The organism is Capnocytophaga sp. oral taxon 864 (genome assembly GCF_002998835.1).
GTDB lineage: Bacteria > Bacteroidota > Bacteroidia > Flavobacteriales > Flavobacteriaceae > Capnocytophaga > Capnocytophaga ochracea.
Genome location: NZ_CP027232.1, coordinates 1329386 through 1352557 on the forward strand (window position 1 = coordinate 1329386; position 23172 = coordinate 1352557).

Consider the following 23172-nt stretch of genomic DNA (forward strand, 5'->3'; position numbering starts at 1 on the left):
AAACTACGCTTGACGAAGTTGCTTTTCCAAAGCAATAGCTTTAGGGAAAAGAATATTGTTTTCGAGGTGAATATGACGATTTAAATCGGTTTCAAACTCTTGCAACATTTGATACGTTACCTTGTAAGTATTACAAGCGTCGGCAGGAGGCGTATAGTTATTGGTAAGCTTTACTATTTCCTCGAAACGCTCACCTTCTGCACTGTGTTCGTGCATCATCATTGCGATAGGGTTCTCTACCGTACCGAAAGGTATATCGCCAAGAGGTTGCCCTGATTGTTGTGCTTTTACGAGGCTTTCGATAAAAGGGAAAAGCACTCCTTCTTCTTTTTTAAAATGCGACTCGAGGTCACGAGCACTCTCATTAAAAATACGATTGATTTCAAAGAGTTCAGGGTGACGCTCGCCGTGCACACGACATAGCTTATCGAGAAACTGCAAAAGCATAGGGGTTTTGTCGCGCACGTATTGGTGATGAATGCGCACAATATAGTTAGCAAGCAAGTCGAGAGGCCAATCGCGTACATCGACCTCGTTGCTATTGCCTTTGGGGAGCGCTTCTAACTCGCTAATAAGCGCGTTTTTCTCTACTCCTTTTTTCTCACAGGCTTCGTCGATAGTACGACCGCCTTTGCAGCAAAAATCAATACCGTGTTTTTTAAATATAGCGGCAGTGCGAAAATCGTCGGCTACGATTTCGCCAATGGTTTTGTTTGTTGTTATACTCATAATAATTTAATTTGAGAGGGCAAAGGTATGAAAAGTATTTGGATAATAAAAGTGTATTATATCTTTTTTGTTTATTATACAAATACTATACCTTAGAAATAAGGTAGTTTTCGCTTTTAACATTCCTTTTACATTAACAAATATTTAAGACCTTCATTTTAACATTAAGAAGATGTTTGAATCCTTTTATCGTTCTAAAATGAATAAAGGAAAGAGTGACACAATAGCTTTTTTATAGAGATTTTGGGCATTTTAAAGAAGATAATATTGTCTTAAAAGGGCAAAAATAAAACTTTAACATTCATTGCGTTATTCTCGGGATTTTAACATTTTCTTTGCGTTTTATCTGTTAAAAACAGTTTTTTAACAGATAAAACGCAGTGTTTTTAAAGATTTAGTGTGTAATTATTAACAGTAAAATAAGAATTTCAGCGATAATAGTTATATTTTTTTTGCATATTTTTTTGAATATTTTTTGGTAGTTACATTTTTTAACGTATCTTTGTGCCATCAAAAAAGATAAGAGACTTTTTCATAACCAACAACAAAGAAATAAACAAACTACAAGTTGTGTATAAAAACAAGAATGTAATTGTAAACAAAAAGTTTTTTTCATAATTTTTATTTTTAAGTTTTCTTTTTTATTATTAAATTCAAGAGGCTTCTAAGGGGTTAGAAGCCTCTTTTTATTTGAGCCGTCCGTAGCACGGCAGGCACTTTAATTAGGCAAATACAATTTGAGGCGAATTTGGGCTAAAGAGTGAAACTATGCCTCAGAAAAAGTAGTAGCACGACGGACAATTGATTTCAGAATTGGAGTGCTTGAAAGATTGCACATAAAAAAACCGTTATAAGCTATACTTATAACGGTTTTCCCCTATTATTAAATATTTAATTCTTATGAATAAGACGACTACTAAAAGTATATCTTCTCCAACTATCTTGTCTATTATTTAAATTCTGAAATATCTTTAGGATTGTATATACCTCCTGCACGGAAATCAGACTGTGAGATAACTCTATCATAATCAGCTTTACTTGATAATGGAATATACAACTGTATCTTACCGTTTCCGTTTGAAAAAACATCTCTTATGTTATCTATTTCAGGAGCTGGAACATCTTTACCCTCTGGTAAAGCTCCTAATCCTTTTGGAGGAACTGTTCCTCTAAAAGCTACGTGTTGTAATGCAGTACAATTACTGAATGCATTTTGTCCTAAGTGGGTTAAAGTAGCAGGAAATTCTACCTTCGTTAAACTTCTGGCCATTCTAAAAGAAGAATCTCCAATCTTTTTAATTTTAGGAAATTTGATATATGAAACATTAACATCAAAAGAATAAAGATCTGTCTCATTTTCATTAAACAACTTACCTTCTATCTCTGTAACATTATTAAAATCTATTCCTGTAAGCTCGTTTTGCCCTGCAAAAGCCCTACGTGCTACTTTAGTAATATTAGGTGGAAGAGTAATATTTCCTTTTAATTTTACACCTGTCTTTATTCCTAAAAGTACACCATCTTTAACAATATAATTTGAGTCATCTGATTTTCTAACAGCAATAGTAAGTATAAGTTTATTTCCCTTACCATTATCACCATCACTATTAGTAAGCTCTACTGTTAAAGTTCCTTCTTTTTTCCCAAATATTTTAACACCCGTATATTTACCATTCTCTTTCTCTATATCTGCACCAACTAATTCTTTCGCATATTCAATAGTAGCAATACTACTATCGTAAGTGCCAATAGTAAATGAATTATTATAAATATTATTTAAATCAATACGTCTAGGTTTTCCTCCTATCCCTATTTCTACATTTTGAATTGCAGCAGTAAAAGGAGCTCGTACGTGTACGATAAAACTTCCTTTAGGGAATCCTTTATCGTCTTTCTCACCCGCGGTATCTTCGAAATATACTTCACCAGTTTGCCCTTCGCCTATTCCTTTTACAAAAAATCTATTTCCATCTTTGCGTACTTGTGCCAAAGCAGATGAAGTAGATTTGATATTTACTTTATCTACAGTACCGTTATATTTCTTGAGCAAATTGGTAACTTCTACTTCTTGGTCTCTATCAACAAATACGGTTTTACCCAAAACGACTAAACCTCTATCATTAGTTTCTTTGTCTTTTACAGTTACATTGATATAGGCAACTCCACCCGTTTTACTTTCTATTTTCACACGGGTTTCGCCTACTTTACCGCCTACTTTTTTGCTAGAGATAATAACATTAATATCTCTTCCCATATTGGCGATAGCCACGTCTACATCTTCAGATTCGGGCTTTAGGATACCGTCGGGGGCAGTTACTTTCACGGTTGTTTGCCCTCCTAAGTTAAGGGTGACAGCCGTTTTCTCTAATATGATATTAGAGTCTCCCTCTTTATCGTCTTTTTTGCAGCTGAACAGGGTTGCTGAAGTCAACACTGCTAAAGCTAACATCATTAGTCTAGTTTTCATTGCTAAATACATTTAATTAAATTTCGCTACAAAAATAGGTATTTTTACAATACAAAACAAACTTTTAGAGATAATATTATCTATTATTTTGTGTTATTTGTAACATTTTATATTTAAACATCTGACAATCAAGTAATATTATAAGAACTTTATTAGAGTAAAATTATTGTTTAATAAGAGAAGTATAGGTTAAACGTACAAGGTTTTCTTTAAAGAAAATCAAACAAATAGGTAGGAAGCTACCCAGAAAGTCTTTCAATTGACAATTGACAATTGACAAATGTGATGTGTACGGATTAGCAACTTGCATTGAGCTAATCGGTTGATTATAAACATCCCCCCTCTCACATACTCCGCTCTCACGGACTTCCTTCAAAGGGGGAAGTAGCGATGCTTATCATACGTGAAGAACATAACTATCAATAAAACAATATAGTATTTTTCTTCAACTCTTAATTCGCTTTGTATATATCGAACTGACCTATACTTCATAATTTTGTGCAGTTGCTCTGTGAGACGCCTGACGAACTTTTAATAAACCTTAAACAGAACTACAATGGTTTTATAGTGGCTCTACAGTGGCTCTACAATAACAATCAATTAAATTATAATCGAACATTAATTGAGTTTATAGTGTTTTAAGTTAGTGTGAGATTGGTGTAAGAAAAAAGTGTAGCTTACGCTACAGAAATCTTACAAATCTTAAAATAATCAAACAAATAGGTAGCAAGCCTGGAAGTCTCGCACAGATTTCACGGAACAGTAATGAATAAATTGTAACTGATGTTAATTATGATGCATAAGATAGGGAATAAAACTGATAACACCAAAATAAGCCAATAATACCAGAAGTAAGGAAATGAGAGAATGAGGAAATTAGCAAATGGGGAGTGTATAAGATAAAAATAAAAGGCAAAAGGTAATAAATAAAGTGAAGGAAAATACAATGACCATTACAGTTGGGATAGCAATAAAATTTTTAAGAAATGAAAAAGGGCTACCCTTAGCGGATAGCCCTTTTGAAATAAATATTAATTAATGTATAACCTATGAAGCAAACAAATCTTAACGATATAGTGTAAAGTTACCGTTGAAGGTACGAGTATCGTGTTCGTCGCTAAGTTCTACGAGGTACCAATAGTCGCCTGTTGGCATATCTCTACCGTCGTACTTACCGTCCCATTCTTCGCCTGCTCTAAGCGTTTTGAGGCGACGACCATAGCGGTCGTAAATAGTAGTACGAATGAACGGATACTTATCTACTCTGCGTGGAGCCCACGTATCGTAGTTGCCATCGCCGTCAGGAGTAAAGAAGTTCGGTATGAATACATCGAAGTATTCTTCATAGAACGTTTTGGAGAACGTACAGCCTGCTGCATCGTGTACTACTACATCTACTATTTTGAGTTTCTTACCGCTTACTGGATCGGTGTACTCACGGTCGTTCATTCTCAATTCGTAGACGTTATTGGTATCGTAATCCTCGCCATTGAACTCATAACGATAAGGTTTCACACCGTTTACACCTTCTACTTGTAGTGTATTGATAACGGTAGTAGGTGATTTCACGATATTGTTCAACTGGCGATACTCTATCACAGTTACTGATTTGGTAGCCATTTGAGTACATTGCTTAACAGCTCCGGTAACTGAATGGACATCGGTATAGATAATCTCTAAGGTTTGAGTTGCTATACTCATATTAAACCTGTTCTGGTCGATATAGCCGACATTCACACCGTTGTTACGCGAGAAGGTTTGTGGTGTAGTAGCTCCATTGAGTTTGTAGGTTATCTTATTGAAATCTACTTCGTCTTTGAAGCGTACTTCTATCCAGGTTGTGAAGTCGTTATTATCACAACTGAAGCCTTGCTCGGTAGTTGGGTCGAGGTCAGGAGCTGAGTAAACGCTGAACTTATATGTAGGCGACATCACACAGCTGTTGGTTGTACTGCTTACGCTATCGGTTACCACAATCTCGTAATTGCCTTCGGTTAAGTTAGAAGCGCGGATTACGGTTGCTGACGAGGTAGCATAATCGGTATGTGCAGGAACGTTAGAGCCTTCTTTCATTATAGCGATGTCGTAGTTAGGACGACCGCCATCAACGGTGAACTCTATCCAAGCATCGTTACCTTTGTGGCATACAAGCAAGTTAGAATCGGTTACATTCACTACGATAGGCTTAGGTTCTTTTACTATTAGTTGTTCCTTTTTGAACAAACAGCCCCAAGTATCCATTATTTCGACTGTATAAGTATCAGGAGGCAAGTTCCTAAATGTAGTATCTGATTGCGTCCTAAAGTTATAGTGAGAATCTATAATTGTATAATGATAACGTCCTGATCCTCCTCTTATGCTCAATGGATCAATAGTAATCTCTCCATCAGTATCTCCCTGACAAGTAACGTGACGAGTTACGGAAACAGTAGCGGTAATTGGGTCAGGTGCTTTTAAGCCTACCTGAGTAGTACCTGAAGCTACTGAACAGCCCCACGCATCGGTAACAGTAATAGTGTAAGTTACTACACCACCAGGAGTACCGACCAATCCTGAGAATAATACACTATCGCCATTGAGAGCTATGGTTTTCTGACCTGTAATAGCACCGCCTTGTATATTGACCGTATAAGGAGCCCAACCACCTGACACGGTTACGAGTATCTCACCACGATTATTATCACAAGTTACACTAAATGTTTCTCTTGCAAAAACAGTTATAGGAGCTTCGGCTTGTACTATTTCGAAGGTAGTTTCGGCTTTACAGCCTGAAATAGCCGAGATAGCTTCTACCCTGTACTTGCTTGCTGGCAAGCCTGCGTGTACTATGGTAGCACCTGTAGAGTTACCCGTAATAGGAGTACCTACTGGCAACGGATAGATTGTATAGCTAAATCCGTTAGCCACTTGGTCGCCGTCAGAAAGGCGGGTATCGGTAAGTTCTAAGGTAATAGAACCCGTACCGCCGTAGCAAGTTACCCTTTGTGGGTTCTTAGCTTCTAACAACAAGGTATTAGGATCAAGAACGGTATAGTTGGTACTTACCTCGCAACCCGTAATCATATTCTTAGCTCTTATCACATAAGCGTAAGGTTCAGTAAGGGTGAATGTATAAGTGAGTGAGTTAAGCGTTACTGGAGGTATTACGGTAATAGTACCCCAACCTACTTTGCTCACTGAGTACTCGATAGGTTCGCCACTGTATACGGTGGTAGTGCTGAGGGTTACAGAGATGTTTTCATCTACATTACAAGTCTTCGCTTGTAACTGAGTAGCGGTAAGACCGCTCATCATAAGTGTAGGTGAAATAGTCACTGCGGTAGTAGTTGCACTACAACCATTGGTATCGTACACCTGTGCATAATAACTATTAGCGGTAGTTAAATAGTTTGGTAAGGTGTAGCTATAAGAGGTTACTCCCGGAGTTACTTGCTGTTGATAGAGCAAGGTGCCTGAGGCAAGCTCTCGGTATTCAATACGTGTATAAGACTCAGTACCACCTGTTACATTATTCAAATCGAAATGCAATTGTGGATTAGTAACTTCACCTGTATCAGCATCGCAAGTGTACTCTTTTTTGCTAAGGGCATTGGTAGTTGAGATTACATCAGGAGAGGTAACCGTTACTTCAATGGTTGATGAACAAACTTGTGCACTTACAGCTGTAATACGGTAGGTAGCACCACCTAAGATGGCTGCACCTGATGGTACGTTATTAAAGGTTACGTAATTACCATTTAGAACCTGAGTAACACCTGGTACTGCTACCCCTGCATTATCGGTAATTGTGAAGGTATATGGAATACCATCAACAGGGTTTGCTTTTATACGTACGGTAGCAGTTTCGGCATAACAAGTAGGTGTAGTAACCGAAAGGACTTCGAGTCTAGGTATTTCAGGAGGTCTTACTACGAAGTCTAACGACTTAGCACATTCGGCAGGAGTACCCCAAGTAGCTGCATCATAGATATTGATGAGGTAGCTACCTATACCACCATTGGTTATTACACTATGTGCATTACCTGTAACATTAGCCCCTGTAACCACTGGTACAGCACGTTCGTTGGCAGTACCTTTGTTAATCACACGGTAGAGACTAAACTTATAAGTACCTGAACCACCTGTGATATTAGTTACATTGATAGTTACTGTATTAGTAGCACCACAAGGTAACAATGGTAAGTGACTTGCATCAAACTTAATCATCTCGTGTACTCTAAATGTAGTACTAGTTTCGCAACCATTAGCATCTTTAAATGAGATGGTGTACGGATTTGGATTTGGTGCTAAGCGTATTGGTAAAACAGTTTCAGTAGCTACTGTTATGTTTTGCCAGTTCACAATACCGTCTATCTTGTATTGATGTTGACCAATACCTATGCTGTTAAATTTCACTCTAATAGGATAATCGGTATTATCGCTACAAGCGTCATCGACAGTAATTGAAGCAACAGAAGGTTGAGAATCGACGGTTACGGTAACTGTGTTTTCTCTCAAACAGCCAGAAGTATCTCTGACGAATACTTTCCAAACACCTGCTTCTACGTCTTTTGATTCGTTATCAGTAGAAGTAGTGAGGGCATTATCTAAGGCAGTACCGGTAGGTGCTGCTGATATGGTTGTATTGTGATAGTAATACTGATAAGGGGCTGTACCACCTGTGGCATCTACTACTATCTTACCGAGACCTTGTGGTTGCGGTGCTTGACAGTTTGCCTTACGGGTAACCGTAGCAGTCATTGTCAATAAAGACGCTGACTTACCTATGGTAAAGTTGGTAGTACCTTGTGTACAGTTAGTACCACCCTCAGTAAAGAGGACAAAATATCTACCTGCTGGAACATTTGGTATTACTATATCTTGACCCACTGCTGGAGTTGCTGTTAATGGTGGCGTAACAGGACCACTCGCTACAGCAGTTCCTAATGACGGATAAGTAGGTGTATAACGGAATACTTGATAGGTAACATTTGGATTTGTCCAGTTCTTCAAGCGAACGAACACCTTACCGTCATTAGCATCGGCACAAGTAGTAGAAGCAACACCTGTGATAGTAGCTTCTAAGTGCGATTGCGTAGGTACAGGTATATTAGCTTCCTTGATAAAGGTACACTTGCTACTTGCATCGTACACGATAAAGGTATAGGTTACCCCTGGTGTAACACCTGTAAAGGTGTAAGTAGAGGCGTTTTTAACACTACCATCGGACAAGAGAGTAGGTACCACAGCACCTCCGTGGAACCAAGTATCGGTACCACCAAGAGGGTTATTAGTTGTTTCTTGTACACTGGTAGTGGCTCCATAAGGAGGAGTAATACCTTCACGATATACGGCGATGTATTGGTTAGCACCAATAGTTCCTCCTGACTTATCGTATACTGAGATAGCTATTTCACCGGAGTTGGCAGCACAACCTATGGTGGCTGTACCTCGTGCGTCTAAGCCATTAGCGTCGGATTTTACGACAAAGTCATAAGTATACTTACAAGACTTAGCATCTTCTACCACTATTTGGTAGTTACCAATGTCTAAGTTCATAAAGGTTTCTCTTGAACCAGTAGCTACATTAGTACGAGTAGCATTCACCACGCCGTTCTTATTTAAAGTAACAGTGAATGGTGCAGTACCTCCTTTATTCACCCAAGCACTTGCCTGAGCTTTCTGAGTACCCGTAGTAGAGCACTCAAGATCAGTATGGGTAACAGAGACTACCATTGCAGGTACTTCGGTAACAGTAAGACCTAATGGGTCGGATTTACAGTTTGAAGCATCTACAATTGTAAGAGTATAGATTCCTTTTGCCAATCCTGTAATATCTCCTACTGGACGTGTAACGGTGGTAAGACCATTATTAAACTCTATAGTATAAGGAGCTACTCCTCCTGAAATATTGGCATTGTTGAAAAGTATCTTACCTGAATTAATGCCTGCGCAGTTAATACCTTCAACAGTAGGCGTAACTACAAAGGCAGGAGCACCTTTCTTCACTTCTTGTTTAGATGAAATCACTTCACAGTAGTCTCCATTAGTCATTTGGTAACGTATCTTGAAGTAGTAATCACCTGGTATCTTAGTTTTGAAAGTATAAGTATTACCAGAGTGGCTAATAGCAATACCTGTAGGGGCTGCTACTGTAAAGTTGGCAGTAGGTGAATTGCTCCACAAGAACTGACGAGCACCTCCAGCTTTACCACCAGAGTAAGTAATATCATACTCAGCTTCGCTATTAGGTACACAAGTTAAAGCTGCTTTAGAGATCACTTGCATACGCAATGGGTTATCTATAGTATAAGAAGTGCTTGTACGACAGTCGGCACCATCTTTTACTTCAAAGTTATAAACACCAGCCGATAGGTTTTCGTAAATGACAAAGTTTGTAGCGCTGGACTCAAAAGTTGCGCCTCCGTCTTTACTAAACTGATAGCTACCATTGCCATTTATTACCTTCACTTGCAAACGACCTGTAGCACCACCTTTAAAGCAAGGTTCTAAGTCTACTACTTCTATTTGCAATGGCTTAGGCGCTGGCACATCAAGAGTAGCCGTCATTGTACAACCATTGTTATCCTCTACTTCAATTACATAAGTTCCTACCTGTAAGTTAAAGTCAGCTTCGTTATTTACAGCCGATTTCGATTGTGATGGTGTAGCACCTGTTATAGGAGTAAAGCGGAATGTTTTATAAGGTTTTGCACCTCCTTCGGCAGTAAAGCGTACTGTCGCAAAGGTATTGAAGCAAGACACCGGAGCTGTAACTGTAGCCGTAACCGTTAAAGGTACTGGCTTGTTAATAGTATAGTTAAAGGCTGTTTGGCAACTGTGTTCATTAGCTTTACGCACCAATAACGTACCATTATTTACTGCTGGGATTCCTGTAAGGGTAGCGACCCCTTGAGTAGGATTAATCTGTGTAAGGGTAACACTCGTCCAAGTAGTAGTACCCGCTATTTGATATTCTATTACAAATGTAGAAGGTGGATTATCAACTGTTAAGAAGATAGAACCATCATTCTTACCACATTTTTCATCGTAGGTAGTACCACGTGCTTTAAAGCCTTTGTTCTTGTCAATCTTCACTGAAAGTCCTTCGGCGCGTACTTGGCATATCTTAGTAGGTTGTGTAATCACAATATCGTCCACTGCTAAATCACTACCCACAGTAGAAGCAGCTGCTATATTTCTAATCTCAAATATATAAGCATTAGCAGTTATATCAGTAGTTGCAAAGGTTACTTTCTTATTAAGCCAAGCTCCTATACGAGGAAGTTCACCTAATGACCTTTCAACGTATTGTGCTGGGTTACCAGGATTGTACAAGCGTACTATCAAGTTAGGGTTAGTACCACCTATATAAGTAATAGGTAATAAGTTGAACAAGTTCACCGATACACTCATTTCTTGACCGGCTACTACATCTCTAATCGTGCGCTTGTAAACAATACCATTATCATTATCAGGGCTACTTCCGTTGATTGCTAAATAGCGACCATCGGTTACTCCCGAAGCGTCTAACGGTGGTGTAGATACCCAGTAAGTTCCTGTAGTAGGTACTTGGCGTGTAATCATATACTGGTTATCGCCCAAAGTAGTACCGTTGGCATTACAAGTAATAAATACCGACTCGGAGTCACAAGTATTCTTACCTTTACCAAAGTCTTCTTTAAACAACACATTAGGAGTTGTGCCCGTAGCTGTCTTCGGTGTATACCGCACATAAACACTATAAATACCTGGGTCTAATGTAAAGACATTAGAAGTACGTGTTTCACTGAGAGTACCATTGTCTTTTACAATGTCATATTCGTAGTTACCTGCTGGGTTAGTAGTTACCGTAAAGGTACCTTTACCCTCACAGTCATAAGTAACAGTAGAAGCACTTACGGTAGCAGGTACTATTGGTTTTATGGTAATAGGTATTTCAAGAGTACATTTATTACTATCGCGTACATATACCACACTTGCTGTAGAACCTACACGCAAAATAGGCACGGTAGTAAACGATACATTATTAGTACTAAACTCATAACCTGTACCAGTACCTCCTGACACATTGTTAATATGTACTATATACTCTTTGGTAGGACTTGAAGTATCACAAGAGATATCCTCAGCCACTCCTGCATAAGCACGCAAAGTGCTTTCTATATCTTTAATTACAATATTGCGGTTCCTATAAGTACATATATTGGTAGTAGATAACTGTATTTTTATTTCCAATTCATACTTACCAGCTTCCAAGTTATTAAAGAAACCTGTAGAGTTGGTACCTATAGTTTGTATTCGTGCTCCTGTGTCGTCTAACTTGTAAAGGGTAGACTTCACGTTTTGCTGTGTATTATAAGTAATAGACACCTGTCCGGAGTTATTAGCAAAGCCACACAAGATATCGCGAGTTTTGATTGTATAGCCTAAGAGTCCTTCTGGATAAATATCCACAGGCGCAGTAAGAGCGTAAGCTGAGTTAGCATCTTTGGCTATGAACACATATCTACCAGGTTGGTCTATATGTATATCACGCTCTACAAAGCTACTACCCGCAGGTATAGTAGCTATGAAAGCTGAAGCAGGTACATCGGAGTAATCAGTATAACCGTTTTGTACTACGCCGTCAATACTCCAAATAGCAAACTGATAAGGATTCTTACCTCCATCGGCTTCAAAGCGAGTAGTAAGTGAGTTACAGTTCTTCCAAGCCTTAGGAGTTACTTTGGCTGTAAGAGTAGTTTGTTTTTCTATTTTTTGTATAAAGGTTGCCTTACAAGTGCTTGGCAAAGCAGTTGAAGTAACCTCAACAGTATAAGTATCAGGGGCTATGGTTATAGGCACTCGATATTCTGAATTAGTAGTAATCACAAAAGCTTGTCCGTTTTGGTTCACTACATTACCTGCTGAGTTTTTCAACACATATTTATAAGCAAGACCTGCCGTAGCCATACGTATAGTAATGAAACCTTGCTGATAGCTGGTTACATTGGCAAAGTCTATTATTTCACCTGAAAGTGAATTGGTAAATACATCAAAATAGAAGTATTTTTCACAGTTGTTATCCTTGTCTGATACACGCAAGCGGAAATGACCTTGTGCGTTGGCAACAAAAGTATTGTTGTTATGTACATCTCCCCAAGCGCTATCATCTAAGTTCGGACAGTTCAAACTTGATGGCGAAGAGCCTGCTTTTAGCTTTTGCCAAGTTATATTGCTATCGCGGAAGTTCACCACTATATTACGTGAAGGCTGATTACACAAGATAAAGTGACTTACCCATAAGTTGTTACCCGCACACACATCACCTCCGTTAGCTTGAGGTCTGATAGGGTCTGGTAGGTTATTGCTGGATACGAATTTTATTTCTTCACTGGTAGTGTAGGTTACATTACCACATTTCATCAATTTATCTACTCTATAAGTAGCAGGGTCGCTTACCTCTATATAATTATGGTTTAACGGATTTGGTATCTGTGTACCGTTCTTATACCAATTATAAGCAGTAAAACCATCAATAGCGGTGAGGCGTGTATTTATGCCAGAACAAGCAATCTCAGTACGTGAACACTCTTGCGTAGATATCGCAATAGTTTTAGAGCCTGTGCTAGTTTGCTCAGGAATAGTACAAGCTGCCGTTCCTCCTGAGTAAGTTAAAGAGTAAGTAGCTTGCAACACATTCATACAAGGTTTACCGATTACTGAACACTCTCCTTTTAGAGTAAGAGGAATGAGTATGGTACGCACATTACCTCCTGCTGTAAGTGTTTGCTTAGGCAGTGTAAAAGTAATCACATTACCCGATTTAGTAAAGGTAGGCTTGTAGATAGTAAGGGTAGCCCCTGTAACATCAGGAGTACCTATGGTAATGTTAGGGTGATTAGGCAAAGTAACCTCCAAGGTCGACGATACTACCCCTGCAGTTCCTTTATTTCTATAAGTAATGCGATAGTTGAAGTTCTCAGTAAGTGATAAATCGCGGTTGATAGGAGCCCCTGTACCATCTACAAAATCATTGGTAACCTCCATATCTACAGCGCGCGATTTTACTACCACGTTAAAGGTACAAGTAGCTGCATTACCTGAGGTATCCTTAAACACATAGGTTACCGAGGTCGTTCCTATCGGGAAACGCTCTCCACTTTGGTGAGTCTGACCCCAAGAGCCTATACGGCAGTTATCGGTTGCCGTTACCACTCCCCAATGTGCTATTCCGTAACACTGGTTAGCTACTGCAGTTACTTCAATATTTTGCGATGGGCAACCTGTAATCACAGGAGGTATGGCGTCAGGAGCAAAGTTTACGGTAATAGTATGACTGCCCGAGTTAGTAGTACACAACCCGAGGTCTTTCAAACTGTAACGCACCACATACTGAGTATTGCGTGTTACCGTATCACTAATAGTTTGTTCACTACCCAAGAAAGTTTCAGTAGCATCAGTTTCTATACGGAACCACTCTATATTGAAGAGTTGCGCCGAACCGCCAAAGGTAAGGTCTACCACATCACCATTACAAGGGTTCGTGCTTCTTGCTACATAGGTAACTCCTGGTGAAGTATAGTTATTTGCCGTTACCAAAGCCGAATCAGGGTAATCACCACAAGCGTGAGAAGTGGTCACAGCATAAGTACCGTCTGGTACGTTCTTAAATACGTACCCCGTAGCAGTAGAAGTAGCTCCAAATACTGGCGATTTAGTTTCTACTCCTGTAACGGTATTCTTAATGCTGAATTGTAATGGATAACGGATATACTCAGGATTGGTAACGTTCACCGCTATAAGTCCTGTTCCCGATGCCGCACTACACGAAGTACCTACCACATCGCGTTTGAGTTCTCCCGTAGGGCTCACGGTTAAGTACACACGACTGACGTGAAAAGCTCCTGTCCCATCATTCACTGGGTCAGAAGGTTTATGAGTGTCAGGAGAAGGGATTACACTATACAAATTCATACTATTAGCTGGATCAGTAAAGTACTGTTCCCTCTGTGAAGCTTTCCCTACACTCCATAGTTGTTTTATACGTGCGTAATAGAAATAAGTAGACTGTAACAGATACTCTCCTGCTGATAAGTTATTAAAGGAGTGTGAACGGTCGTTACTTCTACCTACTACTTGGTCATAGCCTGTAGTAGTCTTTTTTAATAAAGTATATTGTGCGTAACGAAGTGTTCCTACGGGAGTCGCCTCTATTTCATACGAAATTTTTGCTGCTCCCACACATCCTTGCTCTACTCTCACCTCATCTTTGTCATACTGCATTGGGGTGTTTAAGTCGAAGTCCTTGGTAGCTTCATTGCCACAGCGGTCTTTAATAGTAATACTATATCTACCTTGTGGAAGGTCTCCAAACTCAAAACGATACGTTTCATTAGCGGTATCAGGGTTTCTCACCTCTTTTACTATAGGGAAAGTATACGTTACTTTGTGTAGGGGTTCAAAAGGTAAAGCGGTTTGGAAGTCAAATGTACGAGTAGTACCACTGTGCCCATCGTCTAAATAATCAACAGTCACAGTGATAGGGTAATTAAATTGGTTTCCTGCTACCCATTTGCGTATAGATACAGTACCTTTAAATATCCCTCTATTAATTTCTATCCCGTCAAAACGCTCATCTATCTTATTAGGCAAAGGAGCCATATTCACAATACGCTCCGGCTCATAACACTGAGTAATCCCTACAGTTTTAAACTTCACCTTATAGTAGCCATCAGGTTGTGAAGCTAAATCGGCATACAAACTACCGTTGTTGTTTATCCAAGTATAGTCAGTCCCTGGCGTAAGAAGTAGCCATTTAGCAGGGTTGCCTATTTCTGATTGTGTATAAGTAGCATTCCAACTGGGGTCACCTGTACCTGTATATTTGTATATTTCAAAATAAAATCCTTTGGCTCCTGCTGCTGATGGATTTTTTACCCAGTCTGCTGGAGTAAAGTTCTGCCAGTTATAGAACCCAAAGTACATCTTATCAGAAGCACTGTCTGGGTTAGGTAATTCTATTTTTTTCCAATTAGCCTCTACGTACAGATACTTAGCTGAAGAACCACTGGGGCAAGGATTAGCAGGGTCAGCGTTTAGGTCTGAACGGTTCACTGCTGCTATCGCTGTCGAACCTGCTCTGTCCATATATATAAATGGGTCGTGCGAGTTCGTAGGGTTCAATTTGTTCTTTACAACATCTACTAAGTCCTTATCAAGTTTGAACTTCTTAACTATAGGTGTTTTCCCTAACTTAATAGTCAGTTCAATAATATCTCCTTCTTGAAAATGTACTCCAGCTATATCATTGGTAATAAAAGAATAAGCACTGGATTTTTGTGGGCGAGCTCCTGTGCGATAAGAAGAGGTAATATCATAAGTATTTTTATAATTTCCTGCTGAATCATAGTGTTTTATAACAGCAGTGCCAGGGTTCCCTTTAATTTCATTCTCTAAACTTTGTTGTATACCTACATTGTCTTTTCGTTTTATACGAAATGAAAAATTAAACTTACAATCAGCTCCTACGCGTATGCCTGAATTCTCATTGTCGAGTTCAAACTCCATACAGTCAATATTCAATGAAGAAGCCGCTACTGAAAAAGTAGTTTTATTGGTTTCCCCACAATTCGGAGTTCCATTCATTGTATCTTCTACGGTAAGCTCATAACCACTTCCTGTAGTAATCGGTTTAGCATCAGTTCCTTGAATAGTGATTTCCAAGTCTTGCCCCGCAACAGCATTATGAGTAGCATTATACAGCTCAGTCCCCCCTTTGGTAAGGCGCACTTTAAAAGGCCCCTTAGCTCCTTTCTGTATACTGAAAACCACGCTACCGTCATTACCATTCCCTGTACAAGACGGCGGTACCGATTTAAAACTTTTAAAAGTTGGTGGTACGTACGAAGAAGTAATCGTTACCACTTTAGGTAAAGTAGATTTCTGGTTATTAGCTACATTCACCATTGTAACAGTGTACGTACCCGCTTTAAGCGTAGTAAACTCGTGTTCATTTTTACCCGTCACTCCTATTTCCATAGGCCACGTACGACCGCTCGGGTCACCAGGTACATCGAGTTTTACCTGCAACTTGGTACCTACAGGTCCCATAGTAGTAGGAAGCGTCACCTTAATCTTTCCATCTGAGGCACATTGCCCTGGTGTTGTGGAAACATTAAAGTTGTTTAAGTTCAGCGGTGTTTGAGCCGAAAGCCCGAAAACCGTCATTACTATAAAAACAATTGTTAGAAAAAACTTTCTCATAATGCTATATATGCTATTTTGAAACAATAGTATCACTATACTTTAATGCACAAAAGTATATATTTTTCTCGAAACAGCAAAACTCTTTTATTGCGAATGTTAAAACAAATGTTGCTCTTCTACCCCTTCCCTACCCTGCTCTTTCAACGGAAAAACCTTACACAACTATAACATTATTAATTACATACAACTGTGAAAAAGAAAAACAATCTACCCTTTTAATCCGCTATTTTTTAGCTATATTTTAACTTTTTGTATACAAAAATTTAACATTTCCGAGACGCTATTTTGGTAAAAAACACCCTCTTTTTTCACTCTTTTTTCACCTCCTTTACACAGATAATTGGAAGTTTTTACACAAAAACTTTTATCACCTTATTTATATTATGTATTCTATCTCAAATTCATCTTCGTTTAATGTTTATCCAATCTATATAGTTCAATGCTTATCCAATGAGTCCTACACTTTGCCAAAATTTCTATTCGCCCGTCGTGATACGACCTTTGGCAAAGTTGAAAATCACTCACCTATACTCTCTGAGAGTTACCCGTAGTAGCCGAGTAAGTGAATAAAAAGAGAAGTCTTTCTGAGTCTCTCCAACTAATTTCCAAATTTTCTAATCCTCTTTTTCCAGCACATTCCCTCTAAACTCCCCCAAAAAATTTACTAATCTCCAAATTTTCTAATTTGCTAATTCTCTTTTCTGTCACACTGCCCCCTATTGCCTATGGCCTAAGGCCTAGCACCTCTTCCTCTTTCTTTCGCATCGAAACCCCGTTTTTACCGTTTTTTGTGTCGCTGTATTATATTATGAATCAACTTTTTATATACCCTTTCTATACCAATCGTCCAAGATTCGTATAAGCTCTCTATAAGCTAAGACCACCCCCCTTACACTCTTTTTTCATCAAAAACTCTCCCTCCTCTCTTCCGAAATTCTCCGTTTCCTTCCGAATCCTCAGTTGTGTCACTTTTAGGGGTACACTCTTTACCAAAAATTTTGCCTGTGCGGCTCACACTGCCTGTGCGGCTCGCACCTTTGGCAAAGTTGATTATTAGCATTTACCCCATTTCCTCATTCTCTCATTTCCTCATTTCTGTCATTATTTATTTTTTTTCGCTTTCTCCCTTGCTAATTCCCTTTTGTTTTGTACCTTTGCCCAAAAATAATAAGCACCTCAACAAAACGAGGTTTTATCAATGAAACGTTTAGTAATATTAGGAGGTGGTGAAAGTGGTGTAGGAACCGCCATTCTCGGTAAACAAAAAGGCTGGGAAGTATTCCTTTCCGATAAAGGCTCCCTAAAACCTCACTACCGCGAATCTCTTAACAAAGAAGGCATTCAGTGGGAAGAAGGCACACACACCGAAGAGAAAATTCTCTCAGCCGATGTGATTATGAAAAGCCCAGGTATCCCCGATAAAGCACCTATCATCAAAAAAGCTCACGAAAAAGGCATTGCTGTAATTTCTGAAATAGAATTTGCAAGCCAATATACCGATAGCCTCATTGTAGGCATCACGGGTAGTAATGGTAAAACCACTACCACCTTGCTCACCCATCACATTTTCAAAGAAGCAGGATTGCAAGTGGGACTTGGCGGAAACATAGGTTATAGCTTCGCCGAATTAGTAGCTACCGAAAATTCACCGTATTATGTACTCGAAATCAGTAGTTTTCAGTTAGACGGCATAGAGCATTTCGCCCCCCATATCGCCGTGTTGCTTAACATAACTCCTGACCATCTGGATAGGTACGACTATAAGTTCGAAAACTATATCAACTCTAAATTCCGTATCGCGATGAACCAAACTGAAAATGATTACCTTATCTATGATGCCGACGACGAGGTAATTACACAGTGGCTCAGCACCCATACTATAAAATCTAAACTTATACCTTTTTCTATAGAGAAAGAACTCCCACAAGGAGCTTTCTTAAAAGATAATAAAATATACATTATGTTAGAGAATCAAACTACTGAAATCGACGTTGAAGAAATTAGCCTTCGTGGCAAGCACAACATTAAAAATACAATGGCAGCAAGTGTAGCTGCCCGCTTGGTAAATATCCGCAACAACTCATTGCGCGAAAGTCTCAAAGGCTTTAAAGGTGCTCCCCACCGTCTCGAAGAGGTGAAAGTAGTAGATGGCGTTACTTACGTAAACGACTCCAAAGCTACTAACGTAAATTCAGTATTCTACGCTCTCGACACCATTAAAACTCCTATCGTGTGGATAGTTGGCGGACAAGACAAAGGCAACGACTATAACTCTCTTTTACCTTATGTACACGAAAAAGTAAGAGCTATTGTATGCCTCGGAGTCGATAATTTCCCTATTATTCAATCGTTTTACAACACAATAGGCACGCTTGTCGAAACCCGCTCAATGGACGAAGCTGTAAAATTAGCACAGGGTTTTGCTCAAGAAGGTGATACAGTACTATTATCTCCCGCTTGCGCTAGCTTCGACCTCTTTAAAAACTACGAAGAGCGCGGAGACCTCTTTAAAGCAGCCGTTCAGAAACTGTAATAATGCGCGAATGGATAGCCTCACATATCAAAGGCGATAAAACCCTTTGGGCGCTCATACTCGTCTTTACCCTCTTCTCCTTCTTGGCGGTGTACAGCACCAGTACCAACTTAGTGTATGTAGTGGGTAAGGGTACTCCTTTTGGCTACCTCATCAAGCACTTGGTGTTTGTAGGGGTTGGCTATCTCACTCTTTATATCGTACATCGTACACCTTATCGTTTTTTCCGTCCTGCTTCTAAACTGGGGCTCATCTTAGCGGTGCTCCTGCTCATCTTTGCAAACCTTTCAGGAAGCACCATCGAAGGGGCAAACGCCAGCCGATGGCTCAGCGTAGGGGGTTTCTCCTTTCAGCCTTCCACCTTCGCAATGGTAATGCTGATGGCTTATGTAGCTTCTTATTTAGCTAAAAACTACGGCAAAAAACTCTCTTTCAAAGAAACTATCTTACCCCTGTGGATGCCCGTAGGAGTGATTGCAGCCTTAGTGCTTCTTTCTAACCTATCCACCGCAATGCTAATCCTCAGCTCAGTGCTGATGCTCACTTTCTTGGGTCGTTTCCCAATGAAACATATCTTTTCAGCTATAGGCATTGCAATTGTTTTCCTTGCTCTTTTCTTATTAGTAGTAAAAGCTTTCCCCGAAGCTTTCCCCAATAGGGTAGATACTTGGATGAGTCGTATCGAATCGTTTATGGGAGGCGAGGACAACAAAGAAGGCTATCAGATAGAGCGTTCCAAAATGGCTATTGCCAAAGGAGGTATAATGGGACAAGGAGCAGGTAAAAGCACAATGAAAAACTTCCTCCCTCAAAGTTCCTCCGACTTTATTTATGCTATCATCACCGAAGAATATGGCTCATTAGGAGCTATCGTTATAATGGTGCTTTACATACTACTGCTCATTCGCATTGTAGTCATCTCACAAAAAGCACCTACCCTCTACGGACAGTTATTAGTATTAGGCTTAGGTTTCCCAATACTCTTGCAAGCAATCATTAATATGGGAGTAGCAGTAGAACTCTTTCCCGTAACGGGGCAGAACCTACCTCTCATCAGTAGTGGGGGTACATCATTGTGGATGACGTGCTTAGCCTTAGGGTGTATTCTCTCCGTAAGTGCCCAAAAACGCAAAGATGGTAAGATGGAGAAAGACAAACCCGAAGCCGACGTAGAGGAAGAACTCGCTGAAAGCGCTCTCAGACAAATGAAGAAAAACACCAATAATGAATGATATTAGGGATATAAAAAGGACTATTAATCAAGATATTGTTAAGAAGATTTTTAGCAATAAAGCTAATGCTGTTGCTTTTCTGGAATTATATGATGGCTATGAGAGGAGAGCACTCATCAAACAATCATCTAACGAGTTGTTTAGTGAGATTGTAAAGATATGGAATTACAATGATGCAAAAGACAAAATAAGACATATATTTAAGTCCTTACCTAAGTTTCAAAACGGATTAAACGGAGAAGAGAATATTGCTATTCTGTTAGAAGAATGGCGTACATTAGGATTGGGCAAACTCAATTGGCCTTTTTCCCAAGGTCAGTTCGATAGTTTTGTACAAACACTTAATGCAGAAAACAATACACGTTCAGAGAAAGATGAAAAAGTAAAATTAGCTGCTGTAAAGTACAGACGTATAAAGGAACTTAATACCGAGCGCAATGACTTTTTAGAGACTTTAGTTTTTCTGAAAAACGACAATATCATACCCACTCTTTCGCATATTCGTGGGGTTGATTTCTTTATCGATGGCGTAAGCTACGACCAAAAAGTATCGCGTAGTCCTACCAATGAATTTAAAAGAGATTTCGGTGAGCATTGGAAAACAACAGCTATTGAGCACCCTGAAAAAGTAGCCGAATATCTGTACAAGTACCAAGATGAAGGTAGATTCGGGGCAAACCCTCGATTACTGATAGTCTATTTAGATGAAGATATTTCACCTATTAGAATACAACAAATCATAGAAAATACGAACTTAGTAACACCATTCACTATCTCTTTTGATTTTAATCATAAAGATATAGGATTGAAAACCTATAGAACAGAAGCTTTTGTAATACTCTTGCATAACTAAAAATGAATTATATAGGCTCAAAATACAAACTATTACCCTTTATTAAGCAAACTATTTATAGTGTTGCAGGTAAAGACCTATCTAAAAAAGTATTTTGCGACCTTTTTGCTGGCACAGGAACCGTAGGGAGAGGGTTTAAGACCAATGTAAAGCAAGTTATCAGTAATGATATAGAGTATTATAGCTATGTGCTAAACAAAAACTATATAGAAAATCACATTACTTTCAACTATTGGGAACATCTCTCAGAACTCAATTTACTAAAAGGTACTGAGGGTTTTATATTCAATGAATATTCTGAAAATGGTGTTGCAGGCAGGAATTACTTCAAAGAAAACAACGGCAAACGCATTGATGCTATACGCCAAAGAATTGAACTTTGGAAAAAAGAAAATCATATCACTGAAAATGTGTACTTTTTTTTATTAGCTTCTTTGCTTGAAAATGCTGATAAGGTAGCCAACACTGCTTCGGTGTATGGCGCTTTTCTGAAACATATCAAAAAAACAGCTCAGAAAGATTTGTACCTTGAGCCCGCTCTCTTTGTGGAAAACGAAAATGACCACTTGGTGTTTAATGAAGATAGCAACACCCTTATTACCAAAATCAATGGGGATATTCTCTATCTCGACCCTCCTTACAATCATCGAGAATATGGGGCTAATTATCATCTGCTCAACACCATTGCCAAATACGATACTTTTGCTCCACAAGGGAAAACAGGCTTGCGCCCTTATCACAAATCTAACTATTGCAAAAGAACTAAGGTAGTAGAAACTTTTGATGAATTAATTAAAAATGCTCAATTTGAATATATATTTCTCAGTTATAACAACGAAGGACTAATGTCTCTCGAACAAATAAGAGATACTATGCAAAAATATGGAAAATATGACCTACAAAGTACTCAATACAATCGTTTTAAAGCAGATAAGGAAGAAAATAGACAACATAAAACCAACAGCACTACCGAATATATTCACATTTTAGAAAAACGATGAATGATATACTCATTTTTCTCTTTTAATTTTTTACTTAACTAAAAATGCCCAAAGGAGTATTACTCGTAAATTTAGGATCACCCGATTCCTTTGCTATAAAAGACATTAAACGATATCTAAAAGAATTTTTAATGGACGAACGGGTCATCGACCTGCCTTACCTATTGCGCTATGCTTTGGTACACGGGGTTATCCTCAATACGCGCCCACCTAAAACCAGTAAAGCCTATCAAAAAATATGGTGGAGCGAAGGTTCTCCGCTCATTGTCATTAGTCGTTGGCTTACTGAAAAAGTACAGCGTAAAGTCTCTGTACCCGTAGTATTAGCAATGCGCTATGGCAACCCAAGTATCGCCAATGCACTAAAAGAATTACACAGCAAAGGAGTTGATGAAGTACTCCTCATTCCTCTTTATCCTCAATACGCAATGGCTACTACCGAAACCATTGAAGTCCTCACCGAAAAACTCATCAAAGCCTCTTATCCTAATATGCGCCTCACCAAGTTTCCTGCTTTCTTCCATCGCCCCGAGTATATCGAGGCTTTAGCGCAGGTAGTACGGGCTCATTTAGGGACAGCTCCTTTCGACCATTTGCTCTTTTCTTATCACGGTGTACCTGAGCGCCATCTCTACAAAACCACACCTACCTCTGCACACAAACACATTGTAGAAGGTGTAACTTGTTGCGACCCTTACAGCGAAGAAGGAAGGCACTGCTACCGCAGTCATTGTTTTGAGACTACTCGCTTATTGGCAGAAAAGCTGGGATTAGAAAAAGGAAAATACTCACAAGCGTTTCAATCGCGTTTGGGAAAGGATAAGTGGATTACCCCTTTCACTTCCGATAAAATTATAGAACTTGCCCGAAATGGTGTAAAGAAATTAGCGGTCATCGCTCCTGCCTTTGTCGCCGATTGCGTAGAAACTCTTGAAGAAATAGAAATCGTAGGAGGTAAATCTTTCCGCAAAAATGGTGGCGAAAATTTTAAAATGATTCCCTGCCTCAACGACTCCGACCTGTGGGTACAAGCTCTCTCCTCTTGGATTAATGAAGAGACAAGAGATGAAAGATAAGATTAAAACTTTTCGGACGACTTCTTTTTTTATTTTAGCTAATTAATTCCT

General features: G+C 39.2%; 8 protein-coding genes. 5 read left to right on the top strand and 3 right to left on the bottom strand.

Features of this window, described 5'->3' with window-relative positions; translation table 11 throughout:
- Window positions 1-3 precede the first annotated feature (3 nt).
- The 3 genes from ric to C3V44_RS05840 form a co-directional block, all read right to left on the bottom strand.
- The gene (gene ric / locus C3V44_RS05830) at window positions 4-729 is read right to left on the bottom strand and encodes an iron-sulfur cluster repair di-iron protein (RefSeq protein ID WP_016479719.1); all 726 of its coding nucleotides are present in this window, start codon (window positions 727-729) and stop codon (window positions 4-6) included.
- 949 nt (window positions 730-1678) lie between these two features.
- On the bottom strand, window positions 1679-3208 hold the full coding sequence (locus tag C3V44_RS05835) for a leucine-rich repeat domain-containing protein (RefSeq protein WP_106095852.1): 1530 nt from the start codon (window positions 3206-3208) through the stop codon (window positions 1679-1681).
- Between the two features lie 1053 nt (window positions 3209-4261).
- A complete protein-coding gene (locus C3V44_RS05840; RefSeq protein WP_106095853.1) occupies window positions 4262-16423 on the bottom strand; it encodes a T9SS type B sorting domain-containing protein in 12162 nt (4053 codons plus the stop codon).
- A gap of 1201 nt (window positions 16424-17624) precedes the next feature.
- Between C3V44_RS05840 and murD the strand changes: the two genes are divergently transcribed.
- Genes murD through hemH form a run of 5 tightly spaced genes read left to right on the top strand, consistent with a single transcriptional unit; the run spans window position 17625 to window position 23121 of the window.
- Window positions 17625-18959: a UDP-N-acetylmuramoyl-L-alanine--D-glutamate ligase gene (gene murD / locus C3V44_RS05845; RefSeq protein ID WP_106095854.1), complete on the top strand. Its 1335-nt coding sequence runs from the start codon at window positions 17625-17627 to the stop codon at window positions 18957-18959.
- A gap of 2 nt (window positions 18960-18961) precedes the next feature.
- Window positions 18962-20191, top strand: coding sequence for an FtsW/RodA/SpoVE family cell cycle protein (locus tag C3V44_RS05850; RefSeq protein WP_009411231.1), 1230 nt, complete (start codon window positions 18962-18964; stop codon window positions 20189-20191).
- Window positions 20184-21044 (top strand): hypothetical protein, encoded by an 861-nt coding sequence (locus C3V44_RS05855; RefSeq protein WP_106095855.1) that lies wholly within the window; start codon window positions 20184-20186, stop codon window positions 21042-21044. Before C3V44_RS05850 ends, C3V44_RS05855 begins: the two co-directional genes overlap by 8 nt.
- 2 nt (window positions 21045-21046) lie before the next feature.
- A complete protein-coding gene (locus C3V44_RS05860) occupies window positions 21047-22045 on the top strand; it encodes a DNA adenine methylase (protein WP_009411229.1) in 999 nt (332 codons plus the stop codon).
- Window positions 22046-22089: 44 nt separating this feature from the next.
- A complete protein-coding gene (hemH, locus tag C3V44_RS05865; RefSeq protein ID WP_106095856.1) occupies window positions 22090-23121 on the top strand; it encodes a ferrochelatase in 1032 nt (343 codons plus the stop codon).
- Window positions 23122-23172 lie beyond the last annotated feature (51 nt).